The sequence below is a fragment of the Herbaspirillum sp. B65 genome (assembly GCF_000333555.1).
In the GTDB taxonomy this organism is placed as follows: Bacteria; Pseudomonadota; Gammaproteobacteria; order Burkholderiales; family Burkholderiaceae_D; genus Herbaspirillum; species Herbaspirillum rubrisubalbicans.
Map to the genome: position 1 here is coordinate 1 of NZ_BADI01000694.1, position 18,710 is coordinate 18,710.

6 protein-coding genes and 1 pseudogene are annotated in these 18,710 nt (G+C 65.0%); 6 read left to right on the plus strand and 1 reads right to left on the minus strand.

Going from position 1 to position 18,710, the window contains the following annotated elements; all coding sequences use genetic code 11:
* The 3 genes from I5W_RS16545 to I5W_RS16555 all read left to right on the plus strand — a co-directional run.
* Positions 1 to 1,505: IlvD/Edd family dehydratase (locus tag I5W_RS16545; RefSeq protein WP_044530043.1), on the plus strand; the 1,505-nt coding region annotated here is incomplete at its 5' end.
* 1 nt (position 1,506) lies between these two features.
* Positions 1,507 to 2,433 (plus strand): amidohydrolase family protein, encoded by a 927-nt coding sequence (locus I5W_RS16550; RefSeq protein ID WP_017449928.1) that lies wholly within the window; start codon positions 1,507 to 1,509, stop codon positions 2,431 to 2,433.
* Positions 2,434 to 2,544: 111 nt separating this feature from the next.
* Positions 2,545 to 4,050, plus strand: coding sequence for a sensor domain-containing diguanylate cyclase (locus tag I5W_RS16555; RefSeq protein WP_044530044.1), 1,506 nt, complete (start codon positions 2,545 to 2,547; stop codon positions 4,048 to 4,050).
* On the opposite strand, the gene I5W_RS16560 is transcribed toward I5W_RS16555, so the two are convergent.
* The gene (locus tag I5W_RS16560) at positions 4,031 to 5,227 is read right to left on the minus strand and encodes a serine hydrolase (RefSeq protein ID WP_044530045.1); all 1,197 of its coding nucleotides are present in this window, start codon (positions 5,225 to 5,227) and stop codon (positions 4,031 to 4,033) included. The genes I5W_RS16555 and I5W_RS16560 overlap by 20 nt on opposite strands.
* Positions 5,228 to 5,477: 250 nt before the next feature.
* Between I5W_RS16560 and I5W_RS16565 the strand changes: the two genes are divergently transcribed.
* The 3 genes and pseudogenes from I5W_RS16565 to I5W_RS16575 form a co-directional block, all read left to right on the plus strand.
* A complete protein-coding gene (locus tag I5W_RS16565) occupies positions 5,478 to 6,776 on the plus strand; it encodes a UDP-N-acetylglucosamine 1-carboxyvinyltransferase (protein ID WP_044530046.1) in 1,299 nt (432 codons plus the stop codon).
* Positions 6,777 to 7,405: 629 nt separating this feature from the next.
* Complete coding sequence (locus tag I5W_RS29095) at positions 7,406 to 9,235, plus strand: hypothetical protein (protein WP_050010682.1); 1,830 nt, start codon at positions 7,406 to 7,408, stop codon at positions 9,233 to 9,235.
* Positions 9,236 to 12,517: 3,282 nt separating this feature from the next.
* Positions 12,518 to 18,710, plus strand: a pseudogene (locus I5W_RS16575) (adhesin); the annotation flags it as partial.

An 18,710-nucleotide genomic window follows, 5' to 3' on the forward strand; every position in this document is an offset into this window, starting at 1 on the left:
AGAACTGCCGCCGCCCCACCGCCGCCATCGACCGCAACCTGGCCTACCTGGGCCTGGTGGAAATCCTGCACGGCTATCCCATCGATGCCGTGGTGCTCACCACCGGCTGCGACAAGACCACGCCTTCGCAGATCATGGCCGCGGCCACCGTCGATATCCCGGCCATCGTGCTCTCCGGCGGCCCCATGCTGGATGGCTGGATGGATGGTGAACTGGTCGGTTCCGGCTCGGCCATCTGGAAGGGCCGCAAGCTGCTCTCGGCGGGCAGCATCGACAATGAGAAATTCCTGGAAATCGCCGCCGCCTCGGCCCCCTCTTCCGGCCACTGCAACACCATGGGCACCGCCTCCACCATGAACGCCATGGCCGAGGCGCTGGGCATGTCGCTGACCGGCTGCTCGGCCATTCCTGCGCCCTATCGCGAGCGCGGCCAGATGGCCTATGAAACCGGCCGCCGCATCGTCGGCATGGCCTACGAAGACCTGCGTCCTTCCGCCATCCTCACGCGCGACGCCTTCCTCGACGCCATCGTGGTCAATGCCGCCATCGGCGGCTCCACCAATGCCCAGCCGCACATCATGGCCATGGCGCGTCATGCCGGCGTGGAGCTGCATTCGGAAGACTGGATGAAGTACGGTTACGACGTGCCGCTGCTGCTGAACATGCAGCCGGCCGGCAAGTACCTGGGTGAACGTTTCCACCGTGCTGGTGGTGTCCCGGCCATCATGTGGGAGCTGCAGCAGGCCGGCAAGCTGCGCGCCGAACGCATCACCGCCACTGGCAAGACCATGACCGAGAACCTCCAGGGCCGCCAGTCGCAGGACCGGGAAATGATTTATGCATTTTCCGCCCCGCTGCGCGAACGCGCCGGCTTCTTGGTGTTGAGGGGCCACCTGTTCGACTTCGCCATCATGAAGACCAGCGTCATCTCCGAAGCCTTCCGTGAGCGCTATCTGAGCACCCCCGGCCAGGAAAACATCTTCGAATGCCGCGCCGTGGTCTTCGATGGGTCGGACGACTACCATGCCCGCATCAACGATCCAGCGTTGAAAATCGACGAAAACACCCTGCTGGCCATCCGTGGCGCCGGTCCCGTGGGCTGGCCCGGCTCGGCCGAGGTGGTCAACATGCAACCGCCCGATGCACTCATCAAGCGCGGCGTGTCCACCTTGCCCACGCTGGGCGATGGGCGCCAGTCGGGCACCTCCGACAGCCCCTCCATTCTCAATGCCTCGCCCGAGAGCGCCGTGGGCGGCGGCCTGGCTTACCTGCGCGATGGCGACCGCGTGCGCATCGACCTCAACACCGGTGAGTGCAACATGCTCATCAGCGAGGAAGAGCTGGCGCGCCGCAAGAGCGAAGGCATCCCGCCGGTGCCGCCCAGCCAGACCCCCTGGCAGGAAATCTATCGCAACACGGTGGGCCAACTGGAAACCGGCGCCTGCATGGAACTAGCCCTGAAGTACCAGGGCGTGGCGCAGACCATGCCACGGCACAACCACTGACATGCTGACCCTGCACCGTGAAATGACCATGCCACCGGCCCCGGTGCAACGCATCAAGGGGCCGCGGCGCATCGACGCGCACCAGCATTTCTGGCGCTACCGTTCCGAGGACTATCCCTGGATCGGTACCGGCATGGACCTGCTGGCGCAGGACCGCCTGCCCTACCAGTTCCAGCCGCTGCTGGAGGCGCAAGGCCTGCACGCATCCATCACGGTACAGGCCCGCCCCGGGCGCGAAGAAACCGCCTTCCTGCTGGAGATGGCACGCCGCGATGCGCGCATCGTCGGCGTCATCGGCTGGGACGACATCGCGTCGCCGCAACTGGCCGATTGCATGGAGCAATGGGGCCGCCACAAGCTGCTGGGCCTGCGTCACGCCATGCCGGAAACGGACGACGCCGCCCTGCTGCTGGCCCAGCCGCAATTCAACCACGGCGTGCGCTGGCTGCAGGAACGCGACTACGTGCTGGACGTGCTGGCCCACGAACGCCACCTGCCGCAACTACGCCAGCTATGCGCCCTGCACGACCAGCACTGGATCGTCTTGAACCACCTCGGCAAGCCCGCCCTGAAGGAATTCCGCAAGGGCCGCGCCGCCTATGAACGCTGGCGCCGCGAGTTGCGCGAGCTGACCGCCATGCCACACGTGGCCTGCAAGATCTCGGGCCTGTTGACCGAAGCCGACTGGCTGCGCGGCCTGTGTTCGCGCGACTTCGATCACATCGTGCAATGCCTGGATACAGCACTGGAACTGTTCGGCCCGCAGCGCCTCATGTTCGGCTCGGACTGGCCGGTCTGCCTGCTGGCCGCGTCCTATGCACGGGTGGTGGCAGTGGTGCGGGAATGGGCTGGAAAACGGCTTTCCTCTGCCGACCAGGACGCCTTGTGGGGCGAATCCTCGGCCAATATTTATGGTCTGATGACATAAGGTTTTTATCGGTTTCCTTTTCATTGCCAAGCGCCAATCCCGATGCGATATTGAGTCGGGGAACGCCTGTCAAAGGTAGGGGAGACTAAAATCAAACGCCTCAAACGCAACATGACCCTGACCATCAGCTCGCTTGCACTGATGGCGATCGTCATCACCAGCATCGTGCTCTATCAAAGCTATCGGCAGATAGAACGCACGTCCATCAACCACGCCCTGAACGTGACGCGCATCGCGCAGCGTTCGATCTCGCGCAACCTCGAACTGCTCTCGTTGGCACTGGACAGCCTGGCGTGGCGGTATCGCCATACGCAGTTGCACCAGATGCCGCCGGCGCAGCAACTCGATTTCCTGCTGGGTGAAAAAGTCGAAGCCAGCTACATCGCGGCACTGGGCATCGTCAACGCCGAGGGCGAACTCATCGTCGGCTCGCCCAGCCTGGCCGAGCTCATGCCGGGCAATTTTGCCGGGCGCGATTTCTTCGAGCAGCAACGCCATGAGCTGGCCAACGGGCTCTACATCTCATCGCCACTGTCGGTGCGCATGGAACGACGCCTGCACGTGATGGTCCTGTCCAAACGACTGGTCCATGTCGATGGCAGCTTTGCCGGCATTGCCTTCATGGTCCTGTACCTGGATTACTTCCGCCAATTGTTCGAGGGGCTGTCGCTGGAAAAAAATGCGGTCATGTCGCTCTACACGACCAGTGGCGTGGTCTATATGCGCCTGCCCTACAACGAAGCCTTCATCGGTTCGCGCCTGGACAACGTCCCCGACCTGCAGCGCATGACGTCTCCGCAAGCGCCGCAGCAGGGCAGCTATTTCGCCCGTTCGCGACAGGATGGGGTCAAGCGCCTGTATGCCTATGTCCGCGTGCCGCACACCAATTGGGTGGTCTTCATCGGTCGCACCAAGGGCGAACTGTTCCGCGACTGGACACGCATGTTCTACGCGGTATTGCTGCTCACCGCGGCCTTCAGCACCGCCAGCATCTATCTCATCAGCCGCCTGCGCGAGGAATTCTTCCGGCGCGGCAAGCTGGACCTGCAACTGGAACAGCAAGCCCGCACCGACAAGCTGACCTCGCTGCTGAACCGGCGCGCCCTGGACGAAGCCCTGCAGGAAGCCTGGCACAAGAGCCAGCGCAATAGCAGCACGCGCTTTGCGATCCTGTTTGCCGATGTCGATTTCTTCAAGCTCTACAACGACACCTATGGCCACAAGGCTGGCGACTATGCGCTGGTGGCGGTGGCCCGTTGCATCCAGGGGGCGGTGGCACGGCAATGCGACAAGACCGGTCGCTTCGGTGGCGAGGAATTCGTGGTCTTGCTCGACGAAGCCGATGTGCAAGGCGCGCTGCACGTGGCCGGCAACATCCTCACGGCCTTGCAGGCCTTGAAGATCCCGCACGAGCGCAGCCCCTTCGGGCGACTGTCATTGAGTATCGGGGTAGCCTGCCTGGATCGTGGCCTACACCAGAGCATGGAAGACGTGGTGAAGGCCGCCGATGAAGCGCTCTACCAGGCCAAGCGCGCCGGGCGCAACCGGGTGCAGTTGTACCGGCCGGCCCGGGCCGAGCAGGCCAGCGACCTGGTCCTCAGTTCAGCGAGCAGTTGAGCCACTTGGCGATGCGCACGCCATCCAGGCGCGAACCATCGGCGCTACCGCTGCCGAGCATGGTGACGATCACCGGACGGCGGTCATGCACCAGAAGACGCAGCACCATGTTGTGGCCGGACTCGTTGATGAAACCGGTCTTCTGCACCGTGGCATTGACCTGGCCATAGCGGATCAGGCGATTGGAATTGATGTACTGCAACTGGCCACGACCGATGTTGATCATCTTTTGCTTGTCCAGCGAATCGTTGCGGATCAACTGGTAACGATTGGCGGCCTTGACCAGCTCGGCCAGTTCGCGCGGGGTGGAGACATTTTCGGGCGAGAGTCCGGTGGCATTCTCGAAATGGGTATGGCTCATGCCCAGCGCCTGGGCGCGCGCATTCATGGCCGCAATGAAGGCCGGGCGCCCGCCCGGATAGTCGCGGCTCATGGCCGCAGCGGCGCGGTTCTCGGAAGACATCAGGGCGATATGCAGCATGTCCGCACGCGACAGGCTGGCGCCCACGTTCAGGCGCGAATGAGTGAACTTCAAGGTATCGAGGTCGTCCTCGCTCACTTCCAGCCGGTTCGTCAGCGGCAGCGGCTTCTGGTCCAGCCAGACCATGGCCGTCATCAGCTTGGTCACCGAGGCAATGGGCGCGACCGTGTCGGCATCGCGTTCGAAGAGCGGGGTGTTGGTCTGTTCATCGAGCACGTAGATGCCGCGCGAGAACAGGTGGCGACGCGAGGCTTCGGTGAAGCCGCAGCGCGGCAGCAGTTCGGGCTTGGTGTTGGTGGCCACGGCCGTGGCGGTCTTTGCATTGGCCTCGTCCGTAGCCGCAGTCACCGCTGCGGCCGTGGCGCCCGCTGCGCTCACACCGGCCGCCGCGGTTGCCGCTCCATGCGCGCGGCCACGTCCATGACGCCGGGGGTGGGAAGGCGCGCGCGCCTTGCTCTGTACCGGCGTCTTCTTGCGCAGGTTGCGCTTGCGCCCTTTCACACCGGTGGCCACGGCCCGGTGCTTGCCGGCGGTGGAGGTGGCGGCCTGGGCCTGGCTGGTCTTACCGGCAATGACGCTCAACATCAGCAGCAACACGCTGCACAGGAGCAGCCGGGTCAGCAGGCCGGCACGGCGCAGGATCAGCAGGAAAAAGGGGAAATCATTACCGGAACGGGACTGCTGCGTGCAAAACATCGTCGAAACCTTAGTCGGGGCATTCATCCAAGACCGGCCATGATACGGAAACTTGGACTTTGCTGCAGCACACTTCATCTGTGGATAACTTAAAGTGAAGAAAATAGCAAAAAAGACAAGCCTCTTCCCACCCACAATTTGCTTCCCTGGCTGCAACCGGGCGGCGCATAATCTGTCCATTCCAGGCCGGGGCGCCCTGCCATCCGGCGCCCACGTCAGACTGATCCACATCGATTCACATCCATTGTTCATGTCCAATCTCATCGTACACGGGGGCCGCCCGCTACGCGGCGACATCACCCCCTCTGCCAACAAGAACGCTGTCCTGCCCATCCTCTGCGCCACCCTGCTGACCGACCAGCCGCTGCGCCTGATTGGCATCCCCGAGATCACCGACGTCAAGAAGATCCTGGAGATCTTCCGCGTGCTGGGCAGTGAGGTGTCGGTGGACTACGCCAGCGGCATCCTGGAGCTGCATCACCGCGCGACCCGCTTCGATCCCAAGGTGCATCACCTGCCCGAGGAAATGCGTTCTTCCATCATGCTGGTGCCGCCGCTGCTGGCGCGCTTTGGCGTGGCGCGGCTGGAAAACGACGTCAAGGGCTGCACCCTGGGCGTGCGCGAGATCGATCCCCACGTGGAAGTGTTCCAGCGCTTCGGCGCACGGGTGGAGAGCAGTCCCGATTCGCTCATCATCCGCAGCGCCGCCATGCAGGCCAACCATCACTGGCTGGACTATGCCTCGGTCACGACCACCGAAAACTTCGTGCTGTGCGCGGCCGCCGCCGCCGGCGAATCGGTGCTCACCAATGCTGCCTCGGAACCGCACGTGCAGGAGTTCTGCCGCTTCATGGCCATGATGGGCGTAGAGATCGAAGGCATCGGCACCTCGCGCGTGACGGTGCGCGGTGGCGGCAAGCTGGGCGGCGGCGAATTCCGCTTCGATGAGGACTTCCACGAGATCGCCACCTTCCTGGCCATGGGCGCCATCACCGGTGGCCAGGTGCGGGTGCGCAACAGCGCGCCTGAGCAATTTCCGCTGATCGACCGCACCTTCGCCAAGTTCGGGGTGGAAGTGGTGCATGAAAACGGCTGGTCGCACACCCGCCAGAACGGCCCGCTCAAAGTGGTCAAGCCCTTCACCAGCAATATCCTGACCAAGGTGGAAGCCGCGCCCTGGCCTTACCTGCCGGTAGACCTGCTGCCCATCTTCATTGCGCTGGGGGTCAAGGCCGAAGGCAATACCATGTTCTGGAACAAGATCTACGATGGTGCCATGGGCTGGAGCAGCGAACTGTCCAAGTTCGGCGCCCACGTGTTCCTGGGCGACCCGCATCGCCTGATCACCTTCGGCGGCCTGCCACTGTCGCCGGCCTCGGTGGAAAGCCCCTACATCATCCGGGTGGCCATTGCGCTGTTCATGGTGGCGGCCAGCATCGAAGGACGTTCCGAAATTCGCAATGCGCTGCCGATCCGCCGCGCCCATCCCAAGTTCGTGGAAAACCTGCGTTCACTGGGGGCGGTAGTGGACTGGGTGGAAGAAGACTGAACATTTCTGAGTGATGTGGCAGACAAGGCGCCCGCAGACTGCCTTGCCTGCCCATCCATGGGGCCGCTTTTCCCCTGTATGAAGTTATCTTCTTCCATCGCGCTTTGCCCTCCTCCCACCCGCACAATGCGTGAGCCCTTCAGGCGATCTCGCACCATCCCGCCAAGCCCATTCCTTTCCCTGCGGCACGCTTTTTTGTTGCCCGTCACAAGCCACCCGATCGACTTTTTGAAGCATTCCAAAAGACGTGCCTCTTTCCCTGAAAAATCGAATTTATTCGACAGATCAACGGCCGTCGGCCACGCATAATTTCCGCCGTTAATCTACGTCGTGGCGGAAGTTTCGGTCACGCAAGCTGCGCCCGGTGAATCCACAAGAAAACAAGACAAGGAACACTGGCGTGCGCTGCGGACAGCGCTTCATCACTCCTCCACCGAGACAGGCTTCGCCCCACTGATCCGAGAGCAGACCCTTCGTCCGGACAGTCCTGTCTCAATCGCAATGATCGTCATGCTGCTGTCCTCTCGGATAGCAGCCTGGTATTTGTCGCCCTGCGGTTGGCGTAGTCGTGATCAACATGCATGTCGGACGATGCGATCCGGCATGTTCTCAACCACAGAACAGCCATCATGACCATTACCGTATTGAACCTGACCGAAGCCAGCAGCCTGCTGCGCACCATCTACAAACGCGACATCAAGGACGTGCGCGCCATCGACCTCGATCTGGTCCTCGTGCTGGAAAACGGCCACAAGATCATCATCAGCCGCGGCGCCGTCAGTGCCGTGAATACGCCCCAGGTGCAACTGGAATTCGCCGATGGCGATGTGGCACTGGGCGAGGTGTTCGAAAAACTGAACCACATCGAAGTGCCCGCTGACGCCGCCCTCACCGTCACCTCCAAGGAAATCACCCGCTACGGCATCAAGCGCGTGGCCAAGGGTGAGGCCGACAAGAAGGACAAGGATGTGGAAGACGCCCCGCTCAAGCTGGAGCTTGACGCAGGCAAACCCTCCGAGGCCCTGGCCAGCGCCCCCGGCAAGTCCGGCGGCAGCGTGAGCGAGCAGGCCGACGCCGGTAGTGCGGCGCGCACGCCGTCTTCCTTCTCCTCGCCATCGTTGGCCGACCCGGGCGCCACCACCAGCAACGACACAGGCGGCAGCATTTCCTGGCCGGTGGTGGGCGGCGGCCTTGCCTTGCTGGCCGCCGCCGGGGGGGGAGGCGGAGGTGGCGGCGGTGGCGGCGCGGCAGCGGCCAGCAACCCTGGCAACAACGCCGCCAATACGGCTCCGCCTGCCCCTCCGGCGCCTCCCGCCACCCTCTCTGGCGCGACCGCACTAGGTCCACTCAACAACGCCACCATCACCGCCTACGACGGCCAGGGTCGCATCATCGGCAAGGCGGTACCGGTGATCGATGGCCGCTATTCGCTGGTGCTGGACCAGCCCGGCTACAAGGGGCTGCTGCTCTTGGTGGTGCGCGACAACACGCCGGGCGTGGCCGACAACTTCGCCGACGAAGCCACCATGCGCATCACCGACCTGGGCAATACCGTGTTGCGCTCGGTGGTGCTGGCCGATGGCAGCAACCAGACCATCAACGTCACGGCCCTGACCGAACTGGCCGCGCTCAAGGCAGGGCTGGCGGCCGGCCAGACCAACCTGGCCGCCAGCCAGGTCGGCGCCACCATGGTGGCCGGCGCCAATGCGGCAGTGAGCGCCCTCTTCAAGGTCAACATCACCTCCGGTGAGGTCGTGCCACTGACCACCACCGATGCCCAGGGCACCGCCATACTCAATCCCGAGTTCACCCGCAGCAATAGCACCACCGGACGCAACTATGGTATCGCCTTGAAGGCGATCGCCAACCTGACACAGACCGACCCCGGCCGCTATGTCGACCAGGGTGCAGCCATCCAGAAACTGGCCGACAGCCTGCAGTTCAGCGATGCCCTGCTGAGCAAACTGAAGTGGAGCGATGCCATTACCCAGGCCGACCTCTTCAGCGAACGCCTCAACGCCCGCGCCAACGATACCGGCCTGAGCGACGACCAGCGCCAGCGCGCGCGCACCCTGCTTGAGTCGCTGCAGAAGCTGCCCAACGGCAGCAGCGTGACCGACTACCTGCTGGAAAACCACATCGGCATCCTCGAACCCACCATCCTGATCAAGAACACCACGCCGGGTGCGGCCCCCTGGCAGTCACCGTCCAGCAACGGCGCGGTGGTGCTGGACCAAGCTCAAATCCTGGACGGTGGCCTGGCCGTGAAGGCACCGCCGCAATCCAAGGTCGAAGTGACCCTGATCGGCCATGACGTGCAGGGGAAGGAATTGAGCGTCAAGCTGCCGGTCAGTACCGCCGACAACAGCGGCTTTGCCGTGCTCAAGGCCGACCAGGCCGCCATCGACCTGTTCAAGCAGATGACGCGCGAGCGTCCGGTCTCGCGCGGGTCACGGTGACCGATGGCGACAATAGCCGCGTCAACGACAACGTCTGGAAAAACCACGTCGACGTGCGCATCGACCTCAACACCCCGCCCGGCCTGGCCGACTTCGCCGTCAACCAGATCGTGCTGGTCAACGACAGCTTCTACGGCGGCGGTGACGGTAACGATCCGCTACGCACCACGCCCCTGGGCAACGATGACCAGATCACCAGCGACGCCGCCGTGCGCGTGGTGCTGACCCGCCTGCTCAAGCCCGAAGAGCACCTGCAATTCGCCGTGGCCACCGGCGTTGGCCCCGATGGCAAACCGCGCTACGGCAACTGGATCGATCCGGCCGAACTGACGGTGGAACGCACCGAGAGCAATGGCCAGGTCCGATACGTGGCCCGCAACCTCACCAACAGCGAGGGCCCCGTGTGGATCAAGGCGCGCATCCTGCCGACCGGCACCCCATCGGGCGAAGGTCGCGGCAATGCCCGCGAGATGGACACGCCGCTGCGCTTCACGCTGGACAAGACCGCACCGGGCCAGGTGCAACTGAACATGGCCGACAACCGCGACGATGGCGCAAGCAACCAGGACGGCATCTCCAGCCAGACCCAGATCACACTGCAGCCGCTGGTCCCCTTCGAAGACGGTGCCGAAGTCCATCTGCGGCTCTTGAATGGCACCGGTACCGACGCCGGCACCCTGCAACTGGTGCGCCCCAATGGCGAACGGATACCGGTCGTGCATGGCAGCTGGATTCGCTGGCAGGCCGGCGACCAGTTGCAACTGATCGGCGAGACCCTGCGCGGCAACGGCAAGGCGCGGATACAGGTGCGCCAGCTCGACCAGGCTGGCAACTTCACCGACACCACCCAGACCTTCATCGCCGACAGCACCCGCGTGATCGAGCAGACCGTACTGCTGGCCAACCGCGAAAAGGCGGTGGAGCAGGCCAAGGCCGACGTCATCCGGGCGCAGGAAGCCTACAACCAGGCCGCCGCCGAAGACAAGGCCGCCAAGCAGACCCTCCTGACGGCGGCGCAGAGCACGCTGCAACAGGCGCAGGCTGCACGCGACCTGGCCCTGGAACAGGCCCAGGCCGCACTCATCAAGAGCGATGGCACGACGACCCGCCTGTCGGACCTCATGGAACGGACCATCGATCCCGCCTTCGTGCCGGCCGTGGTGCGCGCCGTGGCCGCCGTGGCCGACCCCGAGAAGGTCAATGAAGCCATCAGTCTCAAGCTGCTGATCAACAGCACCGTCACTGCCGCCAGCAACGCCCTGCTCAAGGCCTCGGTGTACGGCGACAACGACAGCAACCCGGCCCCCACCACCAGCGACTTCGAACGCATGGCCATCTTCGGCACCGACCAGTTGTCCACGTTGACGCTCACCAATGCCGCACTGAAGACCCTGCCGGTGGCCCGCACCAATACCATCGCCGCGCTGCGCAACATCGTGGCCGCCGCCGCGCGCGTGGCGGCACTGGCCGATGGCATCCCCGGCAACAGCGCCGAGTCCGCCCTGCCCAGCGCGACCGACTACAGCACCCTGGGCGTGAGTACTCCATTGAGCGCAGCGGGGGCGCGCGTGACCGGGCAGGTCATCGATGACAAAGGGCTCAACGAAGTGGCCACCACGGCCCTGCTGGAGAGCATCGCCGCTGCCGCCCAGCGCGTGACACAACATGCCGCCGGCAATAACCTGCCCACCCCGCTGGCGCCGCAGGACTTCAGCGCCCTGGGCATCCGTGGCGTGACCACCGACAACGTCGCCCGCATGGCTGCCGCATTGCGCGAAGTCCCGGCCTCGCTGCGCGACAATCACACGGTCGATGGCGTGGTCGATACGCTGGCCGAGATCCGCGCCATCGTCGCACTCGACCTGGGCACGCTGCAGACGCTGATGAACTTCGCCCAGCACATCACGCCCATCGATCCTGACAACCCATCCCTGCTGGCCCCAACCCTCGCCCAGTACAACCATCCGGAGCTGCGCGCGGCCGGCGCCGAAGTCAGCGCCGAGCGCCTGGCCTCGATCAACGACGCCCTCTCCAAGGTCGGCGTGGAAGCCGTCGACGCGTGGAGCAAGATCGCCGCGCTGGTCAAGTCCTATACCGCCATCCTCAACGCCGCCGATGGCATGAGCAATACGGTCGTCCTGCCGACCGAGGCCGACTACAGCCGGGTTGGCGTCAAGAGCCTGCTCAGCAAGTTCCCGACGGCGGCCGACGCAGCCGCCCGACAGAATGCCGCCACCCTGCTCAGCCATGCCATCGACCGCAGCAACCGTGATGAAGTCGATACCGTGGCCGAGCTCGACAGCCTGGCCGACATCGCCAGCCGCATCATCCGCATTGCCGCTGGCAAGTCCGACACCATCAGCGCCGACGAATGGAAGCGCCTGCACCTGAGCCCCGAACTGACGGCCGATCAATTGCGCATCGTCCTGCCATCCATTGCCGCCACCGCCGATGACGGCAGCCAAGTCAATACCCTGGCATTGCTATCGGCGCGCGCCAGCAATGCCCTGGGCAGCGCCCAGCGCATCAGCCGCTATGCCGATGACGCCACCCAGAGCGAACCACTGCCGGGCGACTACCAGATCCTCGGCGTGACCGGGGTGGACGACACCCTGCTGTTGGGGGCGATCAATTCCGCGCTGGCCACCCCCGCCATCGGCGCCGAGCAGGTACGCCTGCCCGCGCAGGTGCAGAGTATCGTCAATGCCTATCGCGTCATATTGGCGCAGATCGGCAATGGCAACGCAGCCCGTCCGACGGCGGCAGCGAGCGACTATGAAGCCATTGGGGTCACCCCGCCGCAAACCACCGCCAGCCTGGGCCTGCTCAACTCGGCCCTGGCCAACGGTGGCAAGCGACGTGAAGATATCGACACGGTCAACAAGCTGCTGCCGCTGGTGCGCGCCAGCGACACCGTCATCCACATCGCCGCCGACAACCTGAGCGACTTGCCCGCCACTGCCGCCGATCACGCCCAAGCCTTGCAGAGCGCGCTGGGCCAACTGGGCGTGAGCGGATTGCGTGCCCACAGCATGGCCGCGGTACTGGCCGTGCTGCGCGCCAGCCGCGACGATGGCAGCCAGGTCGATACTCTGGCTGAACTGCAGGCCCTGGCCGACACCGCCCGCAACGCGCAAACCCGCATCAACGCCTATGCCGAGGATGCCACCCAGAGCGCCCCGACCCTGGCCGACTACACCGGCATGGGCGTGACCGGCGCAGACCGGGTGGGCGTGAGCGCGCTCAATTCGTCCTGGCCGGCGCAAGATCGGCGCGGCCCAGGTGACCAGCCCCGAGCTGCTGCAAGGCATCGTGGACGCCTTCGAGCGCATCCTCTCCGAAGCCAACGAAACGCCGACTTCGGGCAACCGCCCCGCCAGCGATCAAGACCTGGTGGACGACGCCACGCCGGGAAACGATCCGCTGGCCGCGTACTACACCACCCTGGGGCTGACCATCTGGGGCTTGACCGACCCGGCCGGCCCCAGCGACAAGACGGCCGAACACCTGAGCCTGCTCAACGACGCCCTCAAGCACAAGAGCCGCGACCAGGTCGACAGCCTAAGCAAGCTGGAAGCCCTGGGCGCCGCCGTGGCGCTGTTCCTGGATGGCCGTGGCGTGAGCACGCTGGACGAAGCGGGTCGCCAGAAATGGGCCGAGGCTGCGCGCCTCTTGGGCGTGCGCAATCTGGTGGTGAGCGCCGAGGGCGGCAACCTGGATGCGCTGGTGCAAAGCATCCGCAGCAAGAACGCCGACCAGATCGATACCGTGGCCGAACTGCAAGGCCTGCTCGACCGCGGCAACGACGCGCTGGCCGCCATCATCGCCTACGCCAACGACAGCAACGCCAACCCGCCGCCGAGCCTGGCCGACTATGCCGCCACGGGGATTACGGCTGGATCGGGTGCGGTGACGGTGGATATGACTAATCATTCCAACATCAACGCCGCCGTGGCCAAATTGACCGGGCCTGATGTCGAAACACGCAGCAAACTCAAGACCGTGGTGCAGGCCTACAACACCATCCTGAGCGCCGCCGATGGCGCCATGGGCGACAACTCCGGTGCGGCGCTGCAGGCCAGTCATTACCGCGCCATCGGCGTGAACCTGGACAGCCTGGCTGGCGCCACCCCGGCCAGTCCCATCGATGCCGACAAACTGGCCCTGTTCAACAGCGTGGTGGGGGCGCAGACCAAGGCCGGCGTAGGCACTCCAGAGCGCCTGGAAAGCCTGGCGGCCACCGTCGGCGACCTGATCCGCCTGGCCCGCGAGAGCGCGGCCGATCCGGTCTCGGCGCAACAAGCCTTCACCCTCGACCTGACCCGCCTGCACAACTTGGGACTGGGGGTGATTACCGATGAAGCCACACGCTGGGCCTTCCTCAATGCGGTGCGCCTCAAGGGCAATAGCATCGATCCGGTGACCCGCGCACCACGCTCGGAAGACACCGCAGCCACCCACGATGTGAGTGGCGTCGACAGCATCGAGGAACTCTCGGCCATTGCCGGCAGCTACGCCAAGCTGATGGCCTATGTGCGCACTGCCGCCGGGGCCGCGCCCCCGCTGCGCGAGGATTACCTCAACATCGGCGTGGCACTGCCCACCGTCAATGCGTCCCAGGGCTTGCAACTGTTGAACAGCGTCATCCACGCCCAGCCCGATGTCACCAAGATCAACACCATCGCTGGCCTGAACCGGCTGGCGCTGACCGTGGAGCAGTTGATGCAGGTGACCACCGTCGCCCCGCTGCCCGGCACCACACCGCCGCACTATCCCGCCCCCAGCAGCCCGCTCAGCGCGGCCGAACTGCAATGGCTGGGCGTGAACACAGTCAATGGCGACAACCTGGCATTCCTGCTCAACAAGCTGCAAAGCACTGCCGACGATGGCAGCGCCCTGCTCTCGCTGACTGCCCTGCAAGGCCTGGCCGAGGCTGCCGCCAGTGCCCGCAACCGCATCGTCAAGCTGGCCCAGGACAATCGCGGCGAGGCCGTCACCGCCGCCGACCTGGACGCCGTCGGACTGAGCCTGCCGGTCAACGGCAGCAACAGCAATGCCGAATATCTCAAGCTCTTCAACGAAGCCCTGCAATCGTCGGCCATCGATGGCAATCGCGCCAACACCCCGGCGCTGCTGCAAACCATCATCGACGCCGCCCAGCACGTGGTCGACAGCACGGCCGGCCATGTTCCGCAAGCCAGCGCGCGACCGACCGTGGCCGACCTGGAAGCGCTGGGCCTGCCGCATCGTGACGTGGACAATGCCGACCCTGCGGCCATGGAGATGTTGATCGACAGCATCACCGCCCGCCCCTTGGTCGAACTGGGCCGCGATCATGCCGGAACTGCCCTGCCCTTGCCGGACAAGCTGAGCCATCTGCTGGGCCTGATCACGGCACTGCGCGATTCCGCCTCCATGGGCGTGGCCGACGCCAGCCTCACCGCCGCCAAGCTGCAAGAGCTGGGCGTGAATCTGACGGCCTATAACGACGCCAGCGGCGCGGCCGGCCATCACCTGCCGGCCATTCTCGCCGCCATTGCCGCCAGCCGCAGCGACGGCAGCCAAGTCAGCCGCCTGGCCAGCCTGCAAAGCCTGGCCGAGCGTGCCGGCATCGCGCAGGACAAGATCCTGAAATATGCCGATGAAAGCCGCTTCCCCAATGCCCCCGCCCCCACGGCCGCGGACTATCGCGCCATCGGCTTGGCGCAGCACGACACCGATGCCAACGGGGCACGCGCCGCACTGCTCAGTGCCGAGCGGGTGGACGCCATCAATGCCGCCCTGCATGGCCCCGGCATCAGTGCTATGCAGGCCGATACCCCGGCCGAGCTCAAGCGCATCGTCGTGGCCTACAACGCCATCCTCGATAGCGCCAATGGCCGCGCCGGCGACACCGGCGTGGCCCTCACCGCCGAGCAGTTCCGCGACATCGGCGTGACCATTGCCGGCGTGACCCAGCCCAGCGGCGGCGGCACTGCCAAGGATGCGGCCCTGTTCTCGCTGTTCACCTCGCTCATCGACAGCGTGCCGGCCACAGAGGTCTCCAGCCCGACCAAGATCGAAGCCCTGGGCGCGAGCGTGGCCAAGCTGATCGGCCTGGCCGGCCAGCCGCGCAACCAGGCGGTCGTCAACGCCCCCAGCAGCAGCGAGTTCGATACCTTCGGCGTGCGCACCCTGAGCACTGATGAACGGGATGCCCTGGTCGCCGTGCTGCAAACCAAGGGCGCGGCCGACTTCGACACCCTGGGGGAATTGCAGACCCTGGCCACCAGCGTGCGCAGCGCCTATGCCCGCGTGATCGCCTTCGCCGACACCAATGGCGGCAGCGCACCCACCCTGGCCGACTACCAGGCTCTGGCCATCACTGGCATGAGCGACAATGACGGCCACCGCGAGGCCGTCAACGCCGCCCTGGCCACGGTCGCGGTCAGCGGCAGCACGGTTGCCAAGCTCAACGCGCTGCAAGCCGTGGCCGATACCTATCGCTTGCTGCTGCAACAAGCCGATGGCACGGCCGACAACACCAACACCGCCAACCTGGCCAAGCTGGACGACTTCGAGCGCATCGGCGTGGACATGAGCTCGCTGCGGGCGCTCGACAGCAACGTGCCCGGCGCCACCGGCAATGCGGTGCAGTTGCTCAGTTCCATCATCGACAGCCGCCGCGCCAGTGCGGTGGACACGCCCCAGGAAATCCAGCAACTGGTGAGCCTGGTGCAGAAACTGGCCCAGGCCGAACAAGGGCGCAATGCCGACCAATTGCAGGCGGCCGACTTCACCCTGATCGGCATCAACGTGGAGGCAGCCAGCCTGACCACCTTGCGCCAGCAGCTGGAGCAGTTGCCTGACAACGGCAGCAGCCTCAATACCTTCAGCCAGTTGCGCACGCTGGTGTTGAGCGTGACCGGCGTGCCGGCCTGGAACGTGGTGGCCGGCGACGATGTCATCAACCTGGCCGAACGCACGGCTGGCGTGACCTTGAGCGGCAGCGCCGGACCCAACGATGTGCTCACGCTGTTCTATCCCGATGGCACGGTCATGAAGAATGGCATCACCGTGACCAACGCGGGCAACAACCGGTGGGTATGGAGTTACACCTTGACCAGCGAGAACTGGGCCCGCCTCAACGCCGACGGTGCCGATGGCGTGGAAAAAATATTGCAACTGCAGGCCAGGAACACCAGCACCGGGGTCGATTCGATCAAGGTGCTGCACAAGGTGGTCATCGACACCGTGGCCCCGCCAGCCAACCTGCTGATCAAGCTGGAGAAGGACAACGGCAGTTCCGACACGGATGGCGTCACCAACCAGGGCAAGGTCAACGTCAGCAACCTGGCCCCAGGTGCACAGTGGGAGTACCAGATCGACAATGGCCTCTTCCAGACCGGCTCGGGCAACAGCTTCGAGGTCACGCAAGCGGGCGCGCACACCCTCACCGTGCGCCAGTACGACAGTGCCGGCAACCGCAGTGCCGCACAGACCCTGAGCATGACGCTGGACACCACGGCCCCGGCCGCACCGGTCATCGCCCTGGCCAACGCCGGTGGCACCGTCAACGGCTTGTCGGTCACCAACAACGACACCATCCGCATCAGCGGCCTGGAAGCCAATGCCACCTGGCAATGGCGCGTGAACCGCAACGACTTCACCGATAACCCGGACTGGACCATCGGCAGCGGCACCAGCTTCAATCCGGCGGGCCTGAGTCCCAACCAAAACCGCAACGTGTATGTGGAAGTGCGCCAACTGGACCAGGCCGGCAACCCTGGCAGCGTGAGCCGCTTGAGCTTCACCATGGACACCACGCCACCGGCCGCGCCCCGCCTGGTCCTGGCCGGTGCGCGCGGCGACGCTGCCACGGGGCTGTTCAGCAACAGCGGCAACATCGATGTCGAGGGCCTGGAACCGCTAGGCCGCTGGGAATATTCCCTCAACGGCGGCAGCAGCTTCATCGCCGGCACCGGCAGCCGCCTGACCCTGCCGGCCGGCGACGGCCAGAAGACGGTCATCGTGCGCCAGTTCGACCTGGCCGGCAACCGCACCGATAGCGCTCCCCTGAGCTTCACGCTGGACACGGCCAAGCCCAACGCGCCCACGGCGCGCCTGCGCACCGACTCTGGCAGCAACGGTATCGATGGCATCAGCAACGATGGCACGATCCGCCTCGAAGGACTGGAACCCGGCGCCACCTGGGAGTACAGCCTGGACAACGGCCGCAACTGGTCGACCCAGGGCATTTCCAGCGACAACACGCTCAACTTCACCGACAACGGTACCCGCAGAAGCCTGCTGGTGCGCCAGATCGACCGCGCCGGCAACGTCAGCGATCCCAGCGGCAAGCTGGAGTTCACCGTCGATACCACGCCGCCGCACACGCCGCTCCTGGCGCTGGCCAACAACAGCAGCGGTGACGAAGTGCTGCGCATCACCAATAACGGCACCATCAACGTGCGGGACCTGGATGCGGATAGCACCTGGCAATACAGCACCGATGGCGGCGCCACCTGGAGCAATGGCAGCGGCAACAGCTTCACCGTCAGCGGCGATGGCGACAAGCAGTTGCGCGTGCGACAGACCGACGCGGCCGGCAACACCACCACCAGCGCGGTGCTGACCATGAAGCTCGACACCACCCCACCGACCAAGCCGGGCCAGGCTGCGCTGGCCAACGACAACGGTGCCTCCCGCACCGACCTGCGCACCAACGATGGCCGCCTGCTGCCGCCGCCGGCCAGCGAAGCCGATCTGCGCTTCGAATACAGCGTCAACAATGGCGCGTGGACGTCCTTCAGCGAGCCCGTCAAGGGCTTCAAGGATGGCAACAGCGACGGTGACAAAAACGTGCGCGTGCGTAGCCGCGACCGCGCCGGCAACGTGAGCGAAGCCAGCGATGTCTTCAGATTCACACTCGATACACAAGCACCGGCCAAACCTGCGCCGCCTCGTTTGGGGACCGATACCGGCGACATCAGGGACGACAACATCACCAACAATGGTCAGTTGGTGCCGAGCGCGCCGGGCGAACCCGATGTGAGCTATGAATACAGTGTCGATAACGGCGCATGGACCGACCTCATCATTCCCATCAAGGGTGACAAGGGCGGCGGTATCGATGGCGTCAAGAACGTGCGCCTGCGTACCAAGGATGTGGCTGGCAACGTGAGCGAAGCCAGCGATGTGTTCACCTTCACGCTGGACACCAAGGCTCCCCCCAAACCCACGCTGACGCTGCTCAAACCCGCCGGCAACAACGGCACCACCAACGATGGCACGGTAAAGATCGGCAACCTCGAAGCCGGTGCGCGCTGGGAATACAGCCTGGACAACGGCGCCAACTGGACCCGCGCCACGGGCGACAGTTTCAAGGTCAACGGTAGCATCGATGGCGGCGGCAACACCGATGGCGCCAAGAGCGTGAAGATCCGGCAGATCGACAAGGCGGGCAATGCGACCGAGAGCGACGTACGCAATCGAT

Excerpts from the sequence above, each read along its gene's own strand:
- I5W_RS16565 (WP_044530046.1), top strand. The coding sequence starts at position 5,478 with ATGTCCAATCTCATCGTACACGGGGGCCGCCCGCTACGCGGCGACATC.
- I5W_RS16555 (WP_044530044.1), top strand. The coding sequence starts at position 2,545 with ATGACCCTGACCATCAGCTCGCTTGCACTGATGGCGATCGTCATCACC.
- I5W_RS29095 (WP_050010682.1), top strand. The coding sequence starts at position 7,406 with ATGACCATTACCGTATTGAACCTGACCGAAGCCAGCAGCCTGCTGCGC.
- I5W_RS16550 (WP_017449928.1), top strand. The coding sequence starts at position 1,507 with ATGCTGACCCTGCACCGTGAAATGACCATGCCACCGGCCCCGGTGCAA.
- I5W_RS16560 (WP_044530045.1), bottom strand. The coding sequence starts at position 5,227 with ATGTTTTGCACGCAGCAGTCCCGTTCCGGTAATGATTTCCCCTTTTTC.